The following is a 21,438-nucleotide window of genomic DNA, read 5'->3' as shown; positions in this document are numbered from 1 at the left end:
CGCCCGCCTGCTGGACATCCGCACCAGCCCGGTCGCCGAGCGGATCGCCGCCGCCGCGGACTTCCTCGACGCGGGGTACGAGGTCCACTTCAACCGGCGGGCGCGTACTCCACGCCGCCCACCCACACGCGCCGGATCGCACGCGTCGCGGTGATGTCCGCCAGCGGGTCGCCGTCGATCAGCACCAGATCGGCACGGCTGCCGGGACGGACGCCGCCCCGGTCCCGCAGCCCGAAGGACTGCGCGGGCAGGCCGGTCGTGGCGCGCAGGGCCTCACGGGTGGTCAGCCCGGCGCGTACCAGCAGCTCCAGCTCGTGGTGCAGGCTCGTGCCGAACGGCGGCTGCACGGGGATCCCCGGGGTGTGGTTGGAGTCGGTGCCCGCCAGGATCCGGGCGCCGGCCCGGCGCAGCGCGGCCACGCTGCCCTCCGCGGCCGCGTAGCTCCACCCGGGCACGCCGAGGGCGGCGAATCCCTCCATCATGGTGAGGGTGGGCACGGCGACCGTCCCCGTGGCGGCGTAGCGCGCCGCCGTCGCGTCGGAGAGCGGGTTGTCGAGCGGAACGTGGTGGATCATGTCGACGCCCGCGTCCAGCGCGCGGCCCACGGTGAGCGTCGAGGTCGCGTGCGCCATGACGAGCCTGCCGAACGAACGCGCCGCCACCGTGACGGCCTTGATGGTGGCGGGGGAGAGGCCGGGCTCATCGACGATGATCTTGATGTAGTCCGAGCCCTCGCCGATCCGGGCACGGACGAAGGCGACGGCCTGGTCGGGACCGGTCAGAACCGCGTTCGCCGGGAAGCCGGGGATCTGGCTCTGCGGGCTGCCGGGCGCCACGGCGGGGGTGCCCGCGCTGCGGATGTCGGTCAGGCCGGGCCTCCTGCGCAGCGAGTCGACGAGCGACGGCGGGAAGCAGGCCATGTCCAGCCCCGTCGTGACGCCCTGACCGGCCAGCTGCTGCAGCGTGGTGACGTCCTGGAGATGGAGGTGCGCATCGATCAGCCCCGGCAGCAGCACGGCGCCCGCGCAGTCGATCTCTCGCGCCCCGAGCGCGCTCAGCCCGATCAGGCCGTTGTCGATGACGACGGTGCGCGGCGAGGTGAGCCGGTCCCCGTCGAAGACCCGGACGTGCGTGAGCGCGACCTTCGCGGCGACGTCGGCGGAGCGTTCCTGTGCGTGGGCGACGGTGGGGACGGCGAGCGCCGGCAGGGCCGTGGCGCCGGCCGTGGCCGCCGCGGCCGTCTTGAGGAAGTCACGCCGGTTCGTGTGCGGGATACACATGGTGGTGCCTTTCTGCGGGAGGGATGCGGAAAGTGCGGCGTTCGTGCGTGATCGACCGTCACCGCTATATGTGATAACAGCGACGTGATGATGAAGTTCAGGTCAGGGGGCGTCAGGTCCGGGTGGAGCAGGGAGAGGCGCTGCTGCCTGCCTGCCTGCCTGCCCGCCGGTCAGGACAGGGCGGAGAAGGCGATCTTCTCGTTGCGGGCGAGGTGCTGCTCGACGGCCGCGGCGACCTGCTCGGGGTCGCGGGTGCGGAAGGCCTCGAGGAGGGTCACGTGAGCCTTGCCCCGCCGCTCGTGCTCGGTCGGGTCGGGGTCGAGCCGGCCGAAGCCGATACGGATGTAGCGCTCGCCGGCCCGCCAGAGCGTCGTCAGGACGCGGATGTCCCAGGACGTCGCGGCCGGTGCCAACAGTGCGAGGTGGAAGGCGTGATGGTCGTCGTAGATGTCGGCCATGCCGTGCTCCCGGGCGCCGAAGTCGGCGGCCTGGGAGGCCAGTCGGTCCAGGTCCTCGTCCGTCAGCAGCGCGCACGAGCGCCTGGCGATCTCCGGCTCCAGGGCCCGCCGGAGACGGTAGATGCCGTGCAGGTCGTCGAGGTCGAGCGGGGCGATGACCGCGCTGCGGCCGGGCCGCATGATGACCAGGCCCTCGCTCTCCAGGCTGCGCAGCGCCTCCCGGATGGGGATGAAGCTGATGTCGAGCATGCCGGCCAGCTCGCGCAGCGAGTACTCCGCGCCGGGGGCGAGGCCGCCCGCCAGGATCGCGCGCCGCAACTCCTCGGTGGCCTGCTCGGCCACGGACCGTGACGTGATGGGCTGCACGGTCCCTCGGGGTGTCGCCACGCTGATTCCCTCGCTTCGGCCGCCTGCTGGTCGATATCAACTATAGCGAGGCCGCCCGCGCCGGCTGTGGGCATGACAGGAGGCCTCACAGCTTCAGGATCCGCTCGGCGTTGCCGTGCGCGATCTTTCTGCGCTGAGCGGGCGTCAGCGGCGCGCGGCGCAGGAAGGCGACGGCCTGTTCGCTCTTCTCGAAGGGGTAGTCGATGGCGAAGAGCACGTGGTCGATGCCGACGACGTCGATGGCGGCCTGGAGCATGGTGTCGTCCATGACCCCGGACGTGGTGACCGAGATGTTGTCCCCGAAGTACGCGGAGGGCGCCCTCTTGAGCGGTACGCGCGTGGTGATGTTGCGGATCTGCACATCGAGCCGGGGCACGTGGAAGGGGAGGAACTCGCCCATGTGGCCCACGATGAGCCGGGCTCCGGGGAAGTCGTCGAAGACGCCGCCGAGGAGGATCCGCAGGGCGTGCCCGCCCGTTTCGGCCGCCCAGCTGTAAAGGGGGCCGACGAGTTCAGGGCGGTCCTTCAGCAGGCCCCAGTCGCCCGTCGGCGCCGGAGTGGGGTGCAGATAGAGGGCGGCCCCCAGTTCCTCCAGCGCGGCCCACACCGGGCGGAACCGCGGCTCGTCCAGGTACTGGCCGTTGGTGTGGCCGTTGACCAGGAAGCCGGCCATGCCGAGGTCGCGCATCGCCCGCCGGGCCTCCCGGACCGCCGCCGCGGGGTCCTGGAGGGGCAGGGCGGCGAGACCGCCGAAGCGGGTGGGGTGGGCGGCGATGATCCCGGCGAGCGCGTCGTTGGCGACCTGCGCGTCGCGTACGGCGACGGCCGCGTCGGGCTGCATCTGCACGCCGGGCGGGGTGAGGGACAGCACCTGTACGGTCACGCCGTTGGCGTCCATGTCGGCGAGGCGGTACTCGGTGATGTCCGGCAGCCGCTTCAGCCACTCGCGGGTGACCTCGGGCTTGAAGGGGATGGCTCCGCCCAGCGCGCTGCCCTGGGTGATGAGACCGGGCAGCATGACGGCTTCCTCGATCGCGACGATCCTGAGCGGTCCGCCGGGTCCCGGCCGCCCACCGTGCGCCTGCGCGGTCTCGGGGGCCGTGAGCTGGCCGGCGCCGGCCAACGCGGCCGTTCCCGCCGCGGTGTTGAGGACCTGCCGACGGGTCCACGGATGTCTGCTCATGTGCGCTGCTTCCTTCTGGGGAGAGGGGAGATCGGGTGTACGGAGAGAGCCCGCCCCGGCCGCGGGGCAGTTACCTCGGACAGGGCGTGCGGCCGGGGCGGAGTCGGTGGCGGGTGACGGAGCGTCAGGCCCGCTGCGGTGGCGCGCTCGCCGCCCGACGGGCGGCGATGCCGCGCAAGGCGTCGACGAGAGCGGGGGAGTCCTCGGGCAGGGCGTCCCCCAGCCAGCCGATCACCTGGTCCGGACGGACCAACGCCAGGCGCGCGCCGAGTACTTGGGTGCAGCGGGCGGCGACCGGACCGGTCAGGCGCACCACGGTGACAGGCGCGTCCCCGGGCAGGGCGGTCTCGTGGACCGCGGTGTCGCCGAGGACGAGGAGGGTCAGCCGGTCTCCGAGGGTGTCGTAGAGGGAGCGGCCGTCCTCGAGGAACACGTGCGGCAGGCGGGCACCCACCCGCGCCCCGGCGTCAGGTGCGCCGCACGGCACATCGGGTTCCGGTTCCGGGGGAAGGACCGGTGACGCGGTGATGCGCTGACCGAGCACCAGGTCCAGGGAGTGGAACTCCGCCTTCTTGGTCTCCTGGATGCGCCGGGCCGCCGCCTGCCGGGCCTCGGCGCCCGCCGCGTCCGACGCCTCCAGGTTGTCGGCCAGCAACTCGGTCGACAACACCCGCATGTTGGCAGTCGCCTCCAGGATGACGCGTTCCTGGACCGGGCGGCGCTCGACCTCGTAACTGTCGAGCAGTCCCGGCCCGCCCCAGCCGTCGAGCACCGCCGCGATCTTCCAGCCGAGGTCGACGGCGTCGCCGATACCGGTGTTCAGTCCGTGGCCGCCGAAGGGCGGGTTGAGGTGCGCGGCGTCGCCCGCCAGGAACACCCGGCCGCGCCGCATCCGGTCGACGATCTGCATGCGCGCGGTCCACGGGTCGGTGGACAGCACGGTCGCCCGCACCGGGCGGCCCGCGAAGGCGTCGACGAAGCGGAGGGCGTCGCGCTCCCCGGCCGCCCGGTCCACGCCGAAGGCGATCGCCCACCAGGTGTCCTTCCGGTCCAGCGGGCCGACCAGTGCCGGAGCGTCCGGGTGGACGACCCAGTACTGCACGGCAGGCCCGTGCCGTACGTGGTCCCACAGGCCGGGACACGTGAAGACCATGCCGAAGTTCGGGCGCAGGGCCTCGCCGCCGACGTAGCGGGCCCCGATCTCGTCCCGCACGACGCTGCGCGGACCGTCGCAGCCGATCACGTAGTCGGCCGTCACGACGGCTCCGTTCCCGGCGCCGTCCTCCACGGTCACGGACACCAGGTCCTCGCTCTGGCCGACGGCGGCGACCTTCGAACCGAGGACGAGCCGGCACGTGGGCAGCTCGCGTACGGCCTCGCGGAGCACCTCCTCCAAGACGTACTGCGGTGCCTGCTGGCCGACCTCCGCGAACCGGTCCCCGTCGGGCGCGAGCCCCAGGACACCGGTGAAGCGCGACAGTTCCCTTCCCGCGAGCGACGTGCAGAACACGACGTCCTGGGACCAGGAGACGGGCAGCGGCGCGCGCTCCCGCAGCCGGTCGGCCAGACCCCAGCGGCGCAGGTGCTCCATCGTGCGGATGTTGAGGGTCTTGCAGCGGGGGCGCGCCCGGGACACCGTCGGACGGGGCTCGACGACGACACACTCGACACCGCGCCGGCCCAGCTCGACGGCGGTCGCCAGTCCGACGGGGCCCCCGCCGGCGATCAGGACCTGCGTGCGCCGTGGCGGCCCGTGGGTGGGTTCGGCGGCGGACATCAGGTCCCGGCCCCGGCCGGCCGTCGCGTCGCGGCCCACTGCGCGCACTCCTCGGCGAACGCGAGTTGCCGCAGGTGCAGCGCGTGGCCGAGCGTGTGGTGATCGATGCAGTGCCCCGTGCCGCGAGCGACACCGGCGTCGACGAACGGGGCCGCCGTGAACAGGCCGGCGAACCGGGCGACGTTCTGCGGCCCGCTGCTCCACAGGGCGTCGAACTCGGCGAGCGCGTTGTGCACGGGGACGCGGACGTTCGGCGCGACGTGCGGCAGATGCTCACGGGGCCAGGCCGGGGCCTGGACCAACTCCCGCACGGGGACGGGCGCGTAGGACGCGTGTGCCCGCTCCACCGCCTCGGGAGTGCGGGTGTGCGCCGGACCGAACATCACCGAGTCCCGCTCCCCGTACGGCAGATCGACCGTCTCGTCAGGGGGGAGGGAGCCGAGGGCCTCGGCCGCGCCGCCCGGCGGGATGACGGCGCCCATGCCGGTCGCCGAGACCCCGATGAGAGGGAACCCCGGGCCGCCTGCCGCGATCATCAGCGCGATCATGCCGCCGATGGAATGGCCGACCAGGAACACGGCGTCGGCCGTCAGGCGCGCGGCGGCCTGCGCGACCGCGTCACCGAGCAGTTCGGCGTGGCGCGCGAAGGTGTTGGCGTCCGGGGCGAACGGTGTGCTGCCGCCGTATCCGGGGCGGTCGAAGGCGACCACCGGGTGTCCGTGCGCGACGGCGGTGTCGAGGAAGGATCCCTCGGAGGAGCCCGCCACGTCGAAGTAGCGGGCGGTGTACGTGCCGCCGTGCAGGGCGGCGATCAGGGGCTTCCCGGTCGGTTCGGCGGGTGCGGCGGCGAGCGCCGTGATCTTGTGTCCGTCGACCTCGAAGGTCAGAAGGTCGCGCTGCTGGGCCATGTGGCCTCCTGCCAGGGTGTGTTCCAGCGTGCCGCGCGGCGGGAGAGCGGCGCGCGGTGAACGACAACGCACTGTTCGCGGGGGAGCCCGTGGCCCCCGGATCCGCGGGCCCGCACGCCTGGTGCGGGCGGCGGCGGGGTGCTGCGAGCGTAGGCGTTATATGTAATAACAGCAAGGGTCGAGAGCGGCCCGGATACGAAGACCGACGTTCAGCCGTGCTGCTGCGGCAGATAGTCCTGGGTGATCTGCTTGTGCTCCAGGAAGTCCTCCACGGACGCCAGTCCGCCGAGGCGGCCCACGCCGCTCGACTTGTAGCCGCCCTCCTCGAACTCCACGGTCAGATTCGCCCAGCTGTTGACCGAGACGAGACCCGCGTCGAGCTGTCGCGCGACCCGCACCGGCCGGTCGGCGTCCCCGGTCCAGACGCAGGCGCTCAGGCCGTACTCGGTGTCGTTGGCGAGGGCGACGGCCTCCGCCTCGGTGTCGAAGACCTGAACCGTCTGCACCGGCCCGAAGGTCTCCTCCTGGACGATGGGGAGCGAGGAGTCGGACACGGCGAGCAGCGTCGGGTGGTAGAAAGCGCCACCCGCCAGTTCGGGGCGGGTGCTCGGGCCGCCGCGGACGAGCGGTTTGGCGCCGGACGCGACGGCCGCCTCCACGGCGGCGTCGACCCGGGCGACCGCCGCCTTGTCGATCAGGGGCCCGATCTGGCTGGCCGGGTCGGAGGCGGGTCCTGGCCGTACGCTCTCCAGCCGCGCCGCGAGATCGGCGGTGAACGCGTCGGCGATCTCCTGCTGGACGAGGACCCGGCTGCCCGTCATGCAGAACTGTCCCGCGAAGACGGTGCAGGACTGCACGGCCGTGGCGAGGGCGGCCTCCAGGTCGGCGTCCGCGAACACCAGGTGCGGCGTCTTGCCGCCCAACTCCAGGCCCACCCTTTTGAAACGGGCGGCGGCGCCCTGCGCGACCAGGCGGCCGGTCGCGGTACTGCCGGTGAAGCTGATCACGGGCACCCGGGGCGAGTCGACCAGCAGCCGGGCGACCTCGGAACCGGACTCGACGACGACGTTCACGACACCGCTCGGCAACTCCGGTACGGAGGCGAGGATCTCGCTCATCAGCGCCGCGGTCCTGGCCGCCTGCCCCGGCATCTTCACCACGGCCGTGCAGCCCGCCGCGAGCGCCGGGGCCAGCGCGCGGACGCACAGATAGGCGGGGGAGTTCCACGGCACCACGATCCCCGCGACGCCGACGGGCTGCCGGATCGACATCGCCATGCGGCCCGGCTGCGTGTCGGTGACCCGGCCGTGCGGCTGGACCGCCAGACCCGCCGCGAACCGCAGGGCGCGCACGATGAAGTGCGCCTCGAAGCCCGCCTCGTGCCGGAGCTTGCCGTTCTCCCGGCACAGGGTCGCGATCACCTCCGGCATCCGCGCGTCGTAGGCGTCGGCGAGGTGGCTCAGGGCGGTCGCCCGCACCATCGGGTCCAGCCGCCAGGTGCCGTCCCGGAACGCCCGGTCGGCCGCGTCGACGGCACGCCGGCCCACTTCGGCGTCGGCGTCCGCGTAGGTCCCGATGACCTCGCCCGTCGCGGGGTCGATGCTGTCGCGCGTACGGGCGAAGCCGACCCATGCGCCGTCGATCCAGTGCCGTACCGCGTGCTCGTCGTTCTCGTCGGTCATTCCGGCGACTCCTTGCTCGGTCCGGGCCCGGCCCGGAAAGGGGGATGACGTGCGGGGCAGGGCTAAATGCCGAGCAGGCACTCGGCGTTGAGGTGGGCGATCTTCGCGCGGTCCGCCTCGCTGACCGGCGCCGTCCGCAGGAACGCGGTGGCCGTCGCCATGTCCTCGAAGGGGTGGTCGGTGCCGAAGAGAATGTGGTCCGCGCCCAGCGCGAGCAGTGCGCACAGCAGGGGCGGGGCCGAGCAGACGCCGCTCGTGGTGATGTACAGGTTGCGCCGGACGTACTCCGACGGGCGGCCCAGGGCGAGTTCGACCCCGTGGTGGGCGTGGTAGTCCCAGCGGGAGTCAAGCCGCCACAGCAGGTACGGCAGGCCCTCGCCCATGTGCCCGAGGAGCACCTTGGCGCGCGGGAAGTCGTCGAAGACGCCGCCGAAGACCAGGCGCAGGAAGTGCGTCGCGGTCTCCGTCCCCCAGCTCCACATCGGTCCGACGAGTTCGGGGTGGCCCTCGATGACGTGCGGGGTGCCGACGCCGTTGGCGGGGTGCAGGTAGAGCGGTACGTCCAGCCCTTCGAGCCGTTCCCACACTCCGCGCAGGCGGGGGTCGTCGAGGTAGCGGCCCTGCGTGTGCGCGTTCACCAGCACTCCGCGCAGGCCCAGTTGGGAGACGGCGCGCTCCAGTTCCTTCGCGGCGGCCTGCGGATCCTGCAACGGCAGCGCCGCGAAGCCGGCGAACCGGCCGGGATGGTCCGCCACCACCCCGGCGAGCAGGTCGTTCACCGCCGCGGCCCGGGAGACCGCGGTCCCGGCGTCCGGTTCGGCCTGGATTCCCGGGGCGTTGAGGGAGAGGACCTGCGTGTCGAGGCCCGCCGCGTCCATCTCCGCCAGCCGCTCGCCGGTGACGTCGAGGAGCCGCCGGGACGCCTCGCGCCATTTCTCCGGCTGAAGGATCGAGGCCGACGAGGCGCCGTACTCCGCCAACTCCGGTGTAACGAAGTGTTCCTCAAGGCCGATGGTCCGCATCGCGACTCCATTGTCGAGTTTCACTTATATGCATTGACTTCATGGATGGTGAAACCTAGGTTCCGTGGGTGTCAACCCTCTGGAAGGTCCGAGCGAAGGGAAGTGCCCGATGGCAGAGCCGGTGGACGTGGCCGTGGTGGGGTACGGGCCGGTGGGCATGGTGGCGGCCGGGCTGCTGGGGCGGGCGGGTCACCGGGTCCGGGTGTTCGAGCGGTACGCGGGCCTGTACAACCTGCCGCGCGCGGCCAGCTTCGACGACGAGACGATGCGCACCCTGGCGCGGCTCGGCGTCGCGGACGAACTGCTGCCCCGGGTGCGCGTGCAGCCCACGTACGAATGGCGCAACGGCGGCGGCGACCTGCTCATCGAGCAGCACTTCGCCGCGACCGGACGCAGCGGCTGGGCCGAGTGGCACATGATGTACCAGCCCGACCTCGAGGCCGCGCTGGACGGGGTCTGCCGCTCGATGCCGCAGGTGGACGTGCGGCACGCGCACACCGTCGTCGCCCTGGAACAGCACCCGGAGCACGTCGCGCTCACCGTCGAGGGCCCCGACGGGCGCGAGACGACGACGGCGCGGTACGTCGTCGGCTGCGACGGCGGCAACAGCTTCGTGCGGTCGGCCCTCGGCGTCGGCCTGCACGACTACGGCTTCTCCGAACCGTGGATGGTGTGCGACTTCCGGTTCCGCCGCCCGACCCGGGTGCCTCCCGCCCTCCAGCTCGGCGACCCCGCGGGCCCGACCTCGATCATCTCGCTCGGACCGGAGCACCACCGCTTCAGCTTCATGCTCGACTCGGTGGACGACTTCACGGCCGAACGCGATCCGCGGCGGGTCTGGAAACGGGTCGCGCCCCACCTCACGCCTGATGACGCCGACCTCATCCGGGTCGCCACGTACACGTTCAGGTCGCTCGTCGCACGGGACTGGCGCGTCGGACGGGTGCTGCTCGCGGGCGACGCGGCGCATCAGATGCCCCCGTTCCTCGGGCAGGGCATGTGCTCGGGCTTCCGCGACGCGCAGAACCTCGCGTTCAAGCTGGACCTGGTCCTGCGCGGACGGTTGCCGGACACCGTCCTCGACACGTACCAGCGGGAGCGCGAGCCACATGTGCGGGCGGTGACCGAGAAGGGCATCGAACTGGGGCACCTGCAGACGCTGCGGGACCCGGTGCGGGCCGCTGAGCGCGACCGGGTCCTCCTGGCCCGCCGAGCCGAGGGGAGGGCGTCCGAGGCCGTGCGCATGCCGGACCTCGTCGACGGCCTCTTCGCGCGGAACCCGGGCGTCGGCCGGGGACAGCTGTCGGTGCAGGGAGTGGTGGACGACGGCACTCGCCGCGACCGCCTGGACCAGGTCGTGGGCGGCGGCTTCCATGTGCTCGTCGTGCCCGAACGGCTGGCGGCCCTCGAACACGCCGGTCTGCTGGACGAACTGGATCGCGCGGGGGTACGCGTCGTCGTACCCGGTGAAGGAGCGGCCCCGCACCGGCGCGCGAGCGTCGTCCATGACGTCCAGGGCACCTACCGCGTCTGGTTCGCCGAGCTCGGCTGCGCGGCCGCCGTGGTCCGCCCCGACTTCTACGTCTTCGGTACGGCGAACGGCCCGGACGCCGTGACCGCCCTCGTCCGGGAGCTGCTGACCGTGGTGAGCGGCGACACGGACCGGGGCGAGGTGCGGGCGGACGCCTGATGCCGCGACTGCCTCGGTCGCCCTGGGAGGGGGAGGGGCCGGTCACTATGATCGCCGCTGTGACAGATCAGCGCCCCTCCGAACCCGAAGCCGGTGAGGCATCGCCGGCCCGCCAGGGCATTCAGTCCGTCGAACTGGCCATGACGGTCCTCCTGGCTCTCGAAGAGGGCCGTGGGCCGATGAGCCTGACGCAGATCGCCGCGGGCGCCGGCATGCAACCGAGCAAGGCCCACCGCTACCTCGTCAGTCTCGCCAGGGTCGGTCTCGTCGCCCAGTCACCCAGCTCCGGACGGTACGACATGGGGCCGTCCATGCGGCGGCTCGGCGTCGAGTCGCTGCGCAGGATGGACGAAGTCGCGCTCGTCAGCGAGCACTTGCCCGGACTGCGGGACCGCACGTCGCACGCGGTGAACCTGGCGGTGTGGGGCGATCACGGGCCCGTCGTCGTGCGCTGGGAGTACGGCGCCCACGCACTGCCGATCACGGTGCGGGTCGGCGCCACCATGCCGCTGCTGACCTCGGCCATGGGCGGCGCCTTCCTCGCCCACCTGCCCGAACAGATCACCGAGCCCGTTTTGTGCGCGCAGTTGCAGACGGAGACGCCGGACGAGGCGGCCCGGGAAGCGGTCGCCCGGATCAAGGACGAGGTGCTGCGCGAGGGCGTGGCCACCACGGCCGGCGGCGTCATCCCGGGCGTCACGTCCCTGGCCGCCCCGGTGTTCACCGCGGGCGACTCGTTCCCCCTCGTCGTCACCCTGGTGATGCCGGCCCGCGGTGTCACTGAGCAGGACATGCCCCGCTTTGTGACGGAACTGCTGAACGCGACCCGGGCGATGTCCGAGATGCTGGGGCACTCCGGGCGGGCGTCGGGCTGACACCGGTTCGAGGCTCCCGGGCGGTGGGCCGTCCGGGAACACGAAGGTCCGCGGCGATGGTCTGCGGGTCACTGCAAGCCTGCGGCCACCAGGGTCGCGGTGACGGGTTCGAGCTCGGTGATCAGTTCTTCGAGTTCGGCGGGGGACAGGGCGTCGTAGGGCGGGGCGGCGAGTTCATCGGTGAGGTCTTCGATGCGTTGTTTCGTGGCGCGGCCGGCGTCGGTGAAGTGGCCGTCGGTGTCGATCAGCCCGCGTTCGCGCAGGCCGTCCATGACCGCGGCCAGGCGCTCTTTCGGCAGGTGATGGATGCGGCCGAACGACTCCGGGGGATGGATGCCCTGTTCCAGAGCGGAGAGCACGTGGGCCTGCGTGCCGCCGATGCGCGCGCCGACCAGAGCGGCGATGTGCCCGTCGCCGCGGTGCTCGCGCAGCATGGTCGCGGAGTGCCACAGCCGGGCGACGGGGTCGCTGGGGACCTCAAGCGTCCGCATGCCGGCGTACATCACCCGGCCTTCGACGGGGGCGCTCGTCGCGGCCTTGGTGGTCAGGTCCGCGGCGCGCACCAGGCCCGGGGATCCGGCCAGTTCGTTGCCGAGGATGCGCCGTAGGGAGGCCGCGCTGCCCCGCTCCCGCGCGGCGACGGACGCCTCGGGCGGGATCGTCTCCCAGGCGCTGGGGATGTGCCGTGCGGCTTCTCCCTCGGCGAAGTTGTAGAAGGCCGCGTGCACGACGTGGGCCGGCACCCGGCCCAGCGGTGCGGCGCGGCTGGCGAAGTAGCCGTCCCAGTAGGTGCGATGGCCGAGTGCGGCCAGTTCCTCGTTGCACTCGTCGGCGAGGAACGTGACCAGGCAGATCGGCTCCAGGAGCTCGAACATGCGGCGGGCGGTGTGAGTCATCGGATCCAGGCGCGTCGTGCCCATCGGGCTCTCCCCCTTCATCAGGTGTGCCGACTTGGACCGCCCGGTACACCGGAACTCATCGGCGACCGGAGGGAGCCAGTGCGGCCGGGTCGGCGTCTGCGTGACCGTCAGGAGCAGGCGGGCGTGGTCGTCGGGACTCAAGGAGAGTCCGTGAACGCGGTCCGGACGGTCGCGGGCCGCCAGATCTGCACCAGGCAGTACTGGTCCTTGCCATCGAGTTCCGCTTCGTGCCCGACGGGAGTCTCCAATGGCGCGGACGCTCCCCGAAGCGGTGAGGTGAACGGACCGCTCTCACGGTTGAACACCCAGTGCCAGCGCATTCTGTAGGTCCCCGGCGACGGCAGGACCGACGGGATGCTCCGGATTCCGTCTGCCATGGCCGGCCTGACCCCGAAGCGGGGTCGAACCGGCCGACGTCATCCGAGCCGGACACCGCCTGCGACGCGGGGATCAGTGTTCAGATGAGCCGCGATCCGCGCGATCGTCCCGGCGTTGTCCTCGAACAGGTGCGCCCGCATGCCCGATGCCCGGGCCGCCTCGACGTTGACGGCGACATCGTCGATGAAGAGACAGTCCTCCGGCCGTACCTCCAGGTCGGCGCATGCGGCCTCGAAGGCGCGTGGGTCCGGTTTCTCGATGCCGATCTCGTGCGAGTACACGATCCGCTCGACCAGTTCGTCGAACCGGTACAGCTCTGTCTCCCGCTCCCGGGCACCGACGAAACTGTTGCTCAGAATGCCCAGCCTGCAACTGCCCCGCAGCCCTCGTACGTAGGCGATGAGTTCTTCGTTGGGCGTTCCCAGGTACTCCGCCCACAGATCAGCCATGAAGGCTTCCACCTGGCGCGCGTCGAGGCCGAGGCGGGATGCTGCCTCCCACTCCACGTCGTGTTCGCTGATGTGGCCGATGCTCCCGGCCTTCCACACGTCACGCATCCGCTCGTGCACGGTGCCCGGCGGCAGGGCCAGCCGCTCTTCCCACCGCCGCACCCACCCCGTTTCCGGCGTGATCTCCAGGACGCCGCCGATATCAAGAATGACGCAGGTCTCCGTCATGCGAACTCCCCTCATCGTCCGACCGGTTGGCGAGCGCACATCGCCCTCTCACATGATCCGGGATGACGTGACGGGAGAAAACAATCTCGGAGCTTCGTCGCCGAGGAGTCGAGGAGCCGAGGAGCCGAGGACCAGGGAACTGCCTGGCGGGTGTCGCCGTCGCGCTCACGAAGTCCATTCCTTGTCCGAGCGACGGTGGGGGAACAGGGCCGCGGCGGTCCCGACGAGGACGAGGAGGATCACGAGCAGCAGGACCTGTTCCCGGCCGTGGAGCACGAGGGCGGCGCCCGCGAGAGCACCGGCGAACATGGCCGACGCGGACAGCAGCCGCGGTCCTGCCTTCGCGGAGCTGCCCCCCGCGCCACGGCTGTCGGCTGCCATGCCGGTGATGGTCAGGGTCAGCACCGTCGTGGTGAGGTCGGGCACGGCAAGGCGTCGCGCGGCGGAATTCTGCAGGCCCATGGCCGAGCCGAGCAGGGCGATGAGCGTGAACCGTGCCCAGCCGCTGCCCGGAGCCGCCGTGCTCTGTCCCACTCCGAAAGCCGCGAGAACCAGCACGGCCTGCAGGGACACAGCCGTCAGAAGGAAGCGGCCACGGTGGTGCGGGGCGCGGTGGCCCAGACGGCCGCCTCCCAGGGCGCCGACGGCGAAGGCCAGCAGCGCGAGGAGGGACGCGGTCAGCGAGAAGCCGGGGGCACCCGCGAGGGAGAAGGCCATGAAGACGACGTTGCCCGTCATGTTCGCCACGAAGACGTGCCCGAGCACCAGGTAGCTGTAGGCGTCGATCAGGCCGGTGACCACCGTCAGCGCGAGCAACAGCGGCGGCAGCGGCCCATTCTTCCCTTCGAGGTCAGGGATCAGGATGGCGCGGGCGTCGCGCAGGGTGGTGAGCACGTGGTCCTCTCGGTGGACGTGGACGGTCGGCCGGCCACCGGTGATGTTTCCAGGCGGCCAGTCCGCGGAGGCCGCCTGTGGGGTGAAGGGCGCCTGAATTGACGTTCCTCTGACACTGCTTGACGTGGATCGAACCTTTCTGTGTCGCGCCTGTATCCACGCGTGAGGATTCCCGCCGACCGGTGTTGAAGAGCCGCCCCGCGGACCGGGACGCTTGGAGGCGGGTCCGGTACCGCGCCGGTTCCCGTCAGTCCGTGATGCCCCGAGTCCGCGGGGCTCGCGTCCGGTGATGGTCGGGGGAGGGGCACTGTGCGCGAACTGCTCGACGGCTGTCGGCAGGCTCCTCCCGACCCGCCGTCCGCGACGGCCCTCCTGCCCCTCGGCCTCCGTGAAACGCACATCTGGACCCTGAAAGTCCCCGGCGACGGACGGGAACCGCCGAGCCAGGTCCTGCGGGAGCTCGACGGACGTGAACGGCAGCGCGCCGCCGGGTTCCTGCGCACCCGCGACCGGCTCCGCTATGTCGCGGCCCACGTCGCGCTGCGCCGCGTACTGGCGCTCTATCTGGGGCGGGCGCCGCAGGCCGTCCGGTTCGGCCGGGCCGACTGCCCGCGCTGCTCCGGGCCGCACGGACGGCCGCAGGTGCGGGATGTCGAGGATGCGCCCCACTTCTCGCTGTCGCACAGCGGGGGCCTGGCGACGGTGGCCGTGGCGAGGACGCCGGTCGGTGTCGACGTCCAGACCGTTCCGTCGCCCAGAACCATGGAGCTGTGCGCCCATCGACTGCACCCGCGGGAGCGGGCCGATCTGAGTGAACTCCGGCCGCCCGGACGCCCGTTGGCCTTCGCCAGGTTGTGGTCCCGTAAGGAGGCCCACCTGAAAGGGGTCGGGATCGGTCTGGCCCGAAGGCTCGACGCCGACTATCTCGGCGGACGCGCAGGCCCGGCCGGAGCGGTGGGCGGTTGGCTCGTGCGCGATCTGCCGGATGATGCCGCGGGAGGCGCCGATGCCCGGGACGCCGTCGCGGCCGTCGCTGTCCGCACGCGGCACGACCACCGCGTCGTACTGCGCGCGGTTCCCGTGCAAGGGATCTATGCATCCGGCGCCGACGCGGCAGACCTGATGGCGGCGACGGCACCGCTCCACGTGACGGACGTCCGCGCTTCCGGCCGGTCGACATGAGGCGGGTGGCAGACGTGCGCGGAACCACCGAGGCCGGGACGAGGTCTCGCGGCGTACGGGCCGTCACGCTCGACTCCGCGGACGGACCGCTGTCCGCGCTGCTCTCCGAACCGACCGGCGAACCCCCGCGGGCCGCGGTCGTCGCCCTGCACGGCGGGGGCATGCGAGCCGGCTACTTCGACGGCACGGCCCACCCCGATCTGTCCCTGCTCACCCTCGGGGCCCGCCTGGGCTACACCGTCCTCGCCGTCGACCGGCCCGGCTACGGGCGGTCCGCCGAGCGCTTCCCCGACGGCAGGAGCCTCGAGGAGCAGACAGCGACGGTCCGCTCAGCGATCGAGGAGTTCGCCGCCGGCCATGTCACCGGAGCGGGCGTCCTGCTGCTCGGGCACTCCTACGGCGGCAAACTCGCCCTGAGCACCGTCGCCGCATCCGCCCCGGATCCCGTGATCGCCGTGGACGTCTCGGGGTGCGGGCGTCGTCCGGCCGTCGGTCCGGACGAAGCGGCGGGCGGCGCCCGTGGACTGCGCGGACGACGCCTCAACTGGGGCCCCTCGCAGCTGTATTCGCCCGGCGCCGTCGGGTCGAGCGCGTACATCGTGGCCCCCGTGCCGCCCCGGGAGAGGGAGGACATGGCGAACTGGGAGCGGCGCAGCGAGGAACTGCTGCCCCGGATCCGGGTGCCGGTCCGGCTGACGTTCGCCGAGTACGAGGCGTGGTGGCGGCACACCGACGAGGACCTGGCCGATCTCCGGGAGCGGCTGTCCCGCGCGCCCCGCGTCGTCCTGGACCGGCTGCCGGGGGCCGGTCACAACATCAGTCTCGGCCTGGCAGCCCGCACGTACCACCTGCGCGCCTTCGCCTTCCTGGAGGAATCGCTCCGCATGAGGCGCCTTGCGAGACCGTCCGTCGGCGCGGCCCGGGGCGGCGGATCGTGACGTCGACCGCTGCCCGGGCGACGGCCTCGCTGCGGTCCCGCAACTTCCGGCTCTTCGTCATCGGCCAGATCGTGTCGGTCGCGGGCACCTGGATGATGGTCGTCTCCCAGGACTGGCTCGTCCTCGGCATGACCGACGACTCCGGCACCGCCCTCGGTACGGTGACCGCGCTCCAGTTCGCGCCCGTGCTGCTGTTCACGCTGCAGGGCGGCCGGCTCGCCGACCGGTTCGACAAACGGCGGCTGCTGATGGCCGCGAACCTGGCATCGGGCGCCCTGGCCCTGACCCTTGCCGTGCTGGTGCTCACGGGCTCGGCCCGCTTGTGGAGCGTGTACGGGTTCGCCTTCGCCGTCGGTCTGGTGAACGCCGTGGAGATCCCGGCCCGGATGTCCTTCGTGGGCGAACTGGTCGGCTCCGAACTCCTCCCGAACGCGTCGGCGCTGAGCGCCGCGTACTTCAACGTCGCCCGGATCGTGGGCCCCGCCGGAGCGGGAGTGCTGATCAGCGTCGCCGGCACGGGCTGGGTGATGCTCCTGAACGGACTCAGCTATCTGGCGACGGTGGTGGCGCTGCGGCTGATGGACCCGGCCCGGATATCGCGCACCGCACGCGGGCCGGACAAGGCGGGGGTGCGCGACGGACTGCGGCACGCGACGCGCAGCCCCGATCTCCTCGTGCCGCTGGCGCTGGTCGCGGCGGTGGCGGTGTTCGGCATGAACTTCCAGCTCACGCTGCCGCTCCTGGCGAAGACCGTGTTCCACGCCGACGCCTCGTCCTTCGGCCTGGTCACCGCGGCCTTCGCCGCCGGATCTCTGGCGGCGGCGTTCTCCGGGACACTGCGGCGCGGACGGCCCTCGCAGCGACTGGTGATCGGATCGGCGGCGGTGTTCGGAGCGGCGGAGGCCGCCACCGGCTGGGCGCCCACCTATCCGGCCGCGATCGCCCTGCTGTTCCTCACCGGCTTCGCCACCACCCACTTCGCCCAGGCCGCCAACCACCGCATCCAGTTGGGCAGTGACCCCCGCTACCGAGGGCGCGTCCTCGGCCTCTACACACTCATCCTGCAAGGCTCGACGCCGGTCGGCGCCCTGCTGGTGGCACGGCTCAGCGAACAGGCGGGGGCACGCTCCGGATTCGTCGCCGGGGGACTGCTGTCCCTGGGAGCGGCAGGGGCGGCGGCGGTTTTCGCGGCGGTACGGGGCGCGTCCCCTGGCCGCGCACCTGATGCCTCACGCCTCGCCGAACCTGAACCCCACCCCCCGCACGGTGACGATGAGGCCCGGCAGGCCGATCTTGGACCGGAGCGTGCTGACATGCGTGTCGAGCGTGCGCCCTGAGCGGGAGCCCGATCCCGAGCCCGGGGAGCCCGCTTCTGCGCCCCAGATGTCGGCGATGAGACCCGCCCGCCCGTGCACCGTGCGCGGCTCCGACGCCAGCCGGTGCAGCAGCTCGAACTCTTTGCGCGTCAACCGGACCGCCCGGTCGGCGAAGCGCACGTCCCCGGTCGTCGTGTCCAGCCGCAGCCGACCCCGGCGCAGTGCGGATCCGCGGGTGTGCGGGCGGCCGGACCGGGCGCGGCGCAGCACGGCCTCGACGCGGGCCAGCAACTCCCGCTGACCGTCCTGGTGGGCGACGCAGTCGTCGGCTCCCGCCCGCAGAAACAGGATCCGGTCGAGCGTCCGGCCGGGCGCGGTGACGGCGATGACGGGCATGTCACCCGCGGCCCGTACCCTCCGGCACACCTCGACACCGTCCATGTCCGGCAACGGGGCGTCCACCAGCAGCAGATCGAACGCCTCGCGTACGGCCAGCGCCTCGGCCCCGGTGCCGCAGGTACGGGTGTGACAGCCGTGCCTGCGCAGCTGGTCGGCCAGCGCCCTGCGCGTGTCGGCGTCGGCCACCGCGACCAGCACTCCGGAGGGAGGCGACGTCCGGGGGAGCGCGGCCGCAGCGGCGGGTTCGAGGGCGAGCCGGAACCCGACACCTCGCACGGTGCGGATCCACTCGCCGTGACCCAGCTTTCCGCGCAGCGAGGCGATGTGGGTGTCGAGCGTGCGCGATGTCCGTGCCCCGGCCTTCTCGCCCAGCGGCCAGACCTCCCGCATGAGGTGCTGCCGGCCGACCACCGAACCGGCGTGCCGGGCCAGGCAGTGCAGCAGGTCGAACTCCTTGCGGGTGAGTGCCACCGGCGCTCCGGCCACACGCACCTCGCGGGCCCCGGCGTCGATGTGCAGGGGGCCCAGCGTCATGGGGGCGAGGGCCGGGCCCGCGGTCGGGCGGGTGTCGGACCTGCGGGCCAACGCCTCGATACGGGCGAGGAGTTCCTGGAGCGCGCACGGCTTGTCGAGGCAGTCGTCGGCTCCCGCGCGCAGCGCGAGAACCCGCTCGATCCCGCTCGCCCCGTCGGTGAGGGCGATGACCGGTACCCGTGTCGTCTCCCGGACACGGCGGCACACCTCCAGGCCGTCCATGTCCGGGAGCCGCAGGTCGAGCAGGACCAGGTCCGTCTGCCGGCAGGCCGTGAGGGCGGCGCGTCCGGTGCCGACGACGACGGTCCTGTGCCCGTTGCGCCGCAGACCGCCCACCGGCGACCAGCTCGTCGCGCGGGTGTCCTCGGCGACCAGGATGCGCACGGCGGTCTCCTCTCACGGGGTCCGGGCGCGGCCCGGCACGGCGTCCAGCAAGGCGCGGGTGTACGGATGGGCGGGTGCGGTGAACACGTCGCCGGTCGGCCCGGACTCCACCAGCCGGCCCGAGCACAGCACGGCGACGCGGTGGGCGATCCGGCGGACCACGCCGAGGTCGTGCGAGACGAACAGATACGCCACACCGGTGTCCTCCTGGATGGTGGCGAGGAGGTCGAGGATCTGCGCCTGCACCGCGACGTCCAGCGCCGACACCGGTTCGTCGCAGATCACCAGCTCGGGGGAGAGGGCCAGCGCGCGGGCGATCGCCACGCGCTGGCGCTGCCCGCCGGAGAGCTCGGCGGGCCGGCGTGCCGCCACGTCGGAGGGCAGCGCGACATGGTCGAGCAGCTCGCGGACCCGTCCCGCCCTGGCCGCGCGGTCGCCGACCCGGAAGGCGCGCAGCGGTTCGGCCACGATGTCGGCGATGTCCTGGCGCGGGTCCAGGGAGGCGTACGGATTCTGGTGGATCAGCTGGATGCGTCGGCGCATCGCGCGCAGCCCGCTGCCGGTGGCCTCGGTGACATCGTCGCCGTCGACCCGGATCCGGCCGGCGGTCGGCGCGAGCAGCCTCAGGATCAGCCGGGCCGTCGTCGTCTTGCCGGAGCCCGATTCACCGACCAGCGCCAGGGTCTCGCCGCGGCGCAGCGTCAGGCCCACGTCGTCGACGGCGCGCACGGTGCGTGGTCCGGCGCCGGACCGGGGCAGCGGGAAGTCCTTGGTGAGGTGTTCGACCTCCAGCAGCGGCGTCGCACCCTCGACGGTCGGCAAAACCGGCACCAGGGCTGGTTCGACGTCCCACCGGGGAGTGGCGTCGAGGAGGCGGCGCGTGCGGGCGGCGGCCGGTGCGGTCAGGATTTGTGCGGTCGATCCCTGTTCGACGATCCGTCCGTCCGCCATGACCGCGATCCGGTCGGCCCGGTCGGCGGCGACGCCGAGATCGTGCGTGACGAGCAGCACCGCCGTTCCGGAGTCCCGGGCCAGAGACTGCAAGTGGTCGAGAACGCCTTGCTGCACGGTGACGTCGAGAGCGCTGGTGGGCTCGTCGGCGACGATCAGGCGTGGGCCCGCCGCCATCGCGATCGCGATGAGGACACGCTGCCGCATCCCGCCCGACAGCTCATGGGGATGGCGCCGCGCCTGGGTGCGGGGCTCGGGCAGTCCGACCAGTTCGAGCAGTTCGACGGCCCGTTCGCGCGCGTCACGCCGGGACGCGCGACGGTGGATGCGCAGCACCTCGGCGACCTGCGTCCCCACGCGCCGTACCGGATTGAGGGAGACGGCCGGATCCTGCGGGACTAGGCCGATATGAGCGCCGCGCAACGCCCGCAGCTCCCGCTCCGGCAGTCCGGTCAGCTCACGACCGCCGAAGGCGATCCGCCCGGCGTCGACCCGTCCGCCGGGCGGCAGCAGCCCGGTGATCGCGTGGGCCGTGCTGCTCTTGCCCGATCCGGACTCGCCGACGAGCGCGACGATCTCCCCGGCCGCGATGTCGAGGTCGACGCCCCGCGCGGCTTCCACCCGGCCGGCGCGGCTCCGGTAGGAGACTGTCAGACCGCGGACCGACAGCAGGGCCGGGTCCGTGCGTATCTCGTGGCTCTCGCTCTCGCGTACCGTGCTCACCGGCTCTCCTCCCATTCGCCGCCCAGCGCACGGGAGATACGGTGCGTGGACAGGACGAACGCGGCGACGACGAGACCGGTGATCGTCGACATCCACCACGCGTCGGACAGATAGTCACGGCCGTCGGCGATGAGGGTGCCCCACTCGGGCGCGGGCGGCGGCGCCCCGTACCCGAGGAAGCTCAGCGACGCCACGGACAGGACGGCCGTGCCGAGGTCGAGCACGGCCAGGACCAGGACGGGCCCGGCCGCGTTCGGCACGATGTGACGGCCCAGGACGGAGTACCAGCGGGCCCCGCCGAGACGGGCCGCCTCCACGTACTCGGCGCCCCGCACCCGCAGCACCTCCGCGCGCGTGACCCGGGCGAACCCGGCCACACCTGCCACGCCGACCGCCAGCGCCACCGGCACCGTGCCCCGGCCGAGCGCCGTCACCACGGCGAGGGAGAGGAACAGTCCCGGCACGGCGAGGAGTACGTCGACGATCCGCATCAGCACGCTTTCGACCAGCCCTCCGGCGAATCCGGCGATGAGCCCGAGTCCGCCGCCCACGACGAACGCGACGGCCACGGCGACGAGCGTCGCCCGCAGCGAGACCCCCGCACCGTGCACCACCCGCGCGAACAGGTCACGGCCCAGCTCGTCGGTGCCGAACCAGTGCGTGCCGCTGGGCGGTTGGAGTATGTCGGCGGGCGTGCCGCGCAACGGATCACGGCCGGTGAACACCTCGGGCCAGAACGCGGCGACCACCAGTGCGGCCACGACGAGCAGCGCCAGCACGAGCCCCGGGCGGCGGGCCAGGAAACGCGGCAGACGCCGGCCGCCGGCTCCGCGCCCGCGCCCGGCGAGGGGCAGCGCAGGGACGAGGTCCACCTGTTTCG

Annotated in this window: 18 protein-coding genes; 5 read left to right on the top strand and 13 right to left on the bottom strand. The window is 72.6% G+C overall.

Annotated elements, in window-relative coordinates; translation table 11 throughout:
• Positions 1-89 precede the first annotated feature (89 nt).
• From ABZ930_RS22880 to ABZ930_RS22850, 7 genes are all read right to left on the bottom strand, one after another.
• On the bottom strand, positions 90-1,280 hold the full coding sequence (locus tag ABZ930_RS22880) for an amidohydrolase family protein (protein WP_361550545.1): 1,191 nt from the start codon (positions 1,278-1,280) through the stop codon (positions 90-92).
• A gap of 170 nt (positions 1,281-1,450) precedes the next feature.
• Positions 1,451-2,125 (bottom strand): GntR family transcriptional regulator, encoded by a 675-nt coding sequence (locus ABZ930_RS22875; protein ID WP_361550543.1) that lies wholly within the window; start codon positions 2,123-2,125, stop codon positions 1,451-1,453.
• 85 nt (positions 2,126-2,210) lie between these two features.
• On the bottom strand, positions 2,211-3,308 hold the full coding sequence (locus ABZ930_RS22870; RefSeq protein ID WP_361550542.1) for an amidohydrolase family protein: 1,098 nt from the start codon (positions 3,306-3,308) through the stop codon (positions 2,211-2,213).
• Between the two features lie 124 nt (positions 3,309-3,432).
• Positions 3,433-5,124 (bottom strand): FAD-dependent monooxygenase, encoded by a 1,692-nt coding sequence (locus tag ABZ930_RS22865; protein WP_361550540.1) that lies wholly within the window; start codon positions 5,122-5,124, stop codon positions 3,433-3,435.
• Complete coding sequence (locus ABZ930_RS22860; protein WP_361550538.1) at positions 5,085-5,993, bottom strand: alpha/beta hydrolase; 909 nt, start codon at positions 5,991-5,993, stop codon at positions 5,085-5,087. Before ABZ930_RS22860 ends, ABZ930_RS22865 begins: the two co-directional genes overlap by 40 nt.
• A gap of 209 nt (positions 5,994-6,202) precedes the next feature.
• Positions 6,203-7,675 (bottom strand): aldehyde dehydrogenase family protein, encoded by a 1,473-nt coding sequence (locus ABZ930_RS22855; protein ID WP_361550536.1) that lies wholly within the window; start codon positions 7,673-7,675, stop codon positions 6,203-6,205.
• 62 nt (positions 7,676-7,737) lie between these two features.
• On the bottom strand, positions 7,738-8,697 hold the full coding sequence (locus tag ABZ930_RS22850) for an amidohydrolase family protein (RefSeq protein WP_361550534.1): 960 nt from the start codon (positions 8,695-8,697) through the stop codon (positions 7,738-7,740).
• Between the two features lie 109 nt (positions 8,698-8,806).
• On the opposite strand from ABZ930_RS22850, the gene ABZ930_RS22845 reads away from it, so the two are divergent.
• The gene (locus tag ABZ930_RS22845; RefSeq protein ID WP_361550532.1) at positions 8,807-10,387 is read left to right on the top strand and encodes a bifunctional 3-(3-hydroxy-phenyl)propionate/3-hydroxycinnamic acid hydroxylase; all 1,581 of its coding nucleotides are present in this window, start codon (positions 8,807-8,809) and stop codon (positions 10,385-10,387) included.
• 59 nt (positions 10,388-10,446) lie between these two features.
• The gene (locus ABZ930_RS22840) at positions 10,447-11,262 is read left to right on the top strand and encodes an IclR family transcriptional regulator (protein ID WP_361550530.1); all 816 of its coding nucleotides are present in this window, start codon (positions 10,447-10,449) and stop codon (positions 11,260-11,262) included.
• Between the two features lie 68 nt (positions 11,263-11,330).
• On the opposite strand, the gene ABZ930_RS22835 is transcribed toward ABZ930_RS22840, so the two are convergent.
• The 3 genes from ABZ930_RS22835 to ABZ930_RS22825 all read right to left on the bottom strand — a co-directional run bounded on the left by ABZ930_RS22835 (position 11,331) and on the right by ABZ930_RS22825 (position 14,131).
• Positions 11,331-12,182: a MarR family transcriptional regulator gene (locus ABZ930_RS22835; protein ID WP_361550528.1), complete on the bottom strand. Its 852-nt coding sequence runs from the start codon at positions 12,180-12,182 to the stop codon at positions 11,331-11,333.
• A 416-nt stretch (positions 12,183-12,598) separates the two neighbouring features.
• Positions 12,599-13,237, bottom strand: coding sequence for an HAD family phosphatase (locus tag ABZ930_RS22830; protein ID WP_361550526.1), 639 nt, complete (start codon positions 13,235-13,237; stop codon positions 12,599-12,601).
• 165 nt (positions 13,238-13,402) lie between these two features.
• Positions 13,403-14,131, bottom strand: a complete 729-nt coding sequence (locus ABZ930_RS22825) for a YoaK family protein (RefSeq protein WP_361550525.1) — start codon at positions 14,129-14,131, stop codon at positions 13,403-13,405.
• A gap of 309 nt (positions 14,132-14,440) precedes the next feature.
• Between ABZ930_RS22825 and ABZ930_RS22820 the strand changes: the two genes are divergently transcribed.
• From ABZ930_RS22820 to ABZ930_RS22810, 3 genes are read left to right on the top strand one after another with little or no spacing between them, the layout of a single operon-like run.
• Positions 14,441-15,313, top strand: a complete 873-nt coding sequence (locus ABZ930_RS22820) for a 4'-phosphopantetheinyl transferase superfamily protein (protein WP_361550523.1) — start codon at positions 14,441-14,443, stop codon at positions 15,311-15,313.
• Positions 15,314-15,327: 14 nt separating this feature from the next.
• Positions 15,328-16,251, top strand: a complete 924-nt coding sequence (locus ABZ930_RS22815; protein ID WP_361550521.1) for an alpha/beta fold hydrolase — start codon at positions 15,328-15,330, stop codon at positions 16,249-16,251.
• Entirely contained in the window at positions 16,248-17,588 is a 1,341-nt protein-coding gene (locus tag ABZ930_RS22810) for an MFS transporter (protein ID WP_361550519.1), read from the top strand. Before ABZ930_RS22815 ends, ABZ930_RS22810 begins: the two co-directional genes overlap by 4 nt.
• Here the strand turns inward: ABZ930_RS22810 and ABZ930_RS22805 are convergent.
• The 3 genes from ABZ930_RS22805 to ABZ930_RS22795 are packed head-to-tail and all read right to left on the bottom strand — an operon-like array spanning position 17,481 to position 21,412.
• Positions 17,481-18,884: a response regulator transcription factor gene (locus ABZ930_RS22805; RefSeq protein WP_361550517.1), complete on the bottom strand. Its 1,404-nt coding sequence runs from the start codon at positions 18,882-18,884 to the stop codon at positions 17,481-17,483. The two genes, ABZ930_RS22810 and ABZ930_RS22805, sit on opposite strands and share 108 nt — an antisense overlap.
• Before the next feature lie 12 nt (positions 18,885-18,896).
• Complete coding sequence (locus ABZ930_RS22800; RefSeq protein WP_361550515.1) at positions 18,897-20,558, bottom strand: ABC transporter ATP-binding protein; 1,662 nt, start codon at positions 20,556-20,558, stop codon at positions 18,897-18,899.
• Positions 20,555-21,412: an ABC transporter permease gene (locus tag ABZ930_RS22795; protein ID WP_361550553.1), complete on the bottom strand. Its 858-nt coding sequence runs from the start codon at positions 21,410-21,412 to the stop codon at positions 20,555-20,557. The genes ABZ930_RS22800 and ABZ930_RS22795 overlap by 4 nt, the downstream gene beginning before the upstream one ends.
• Positions 21,413-21,438: the final 26 nt, after the last annotated feature.

The sequence above is a fragment of the Streptomyces sp. NPDC046716 genome (assembly GCF_040645755.1).
Taxonomy (GTDB): domain Bacteria; phylum Actinomycetota; class Actinomycetes; order Streptomycetales; family Streptomycetaceae; genus Streptomyces.
Note: the sequence above shows the minus strand (reverse complement) of the source record. Positions and strands in the feature narration are given on the sequence as shown.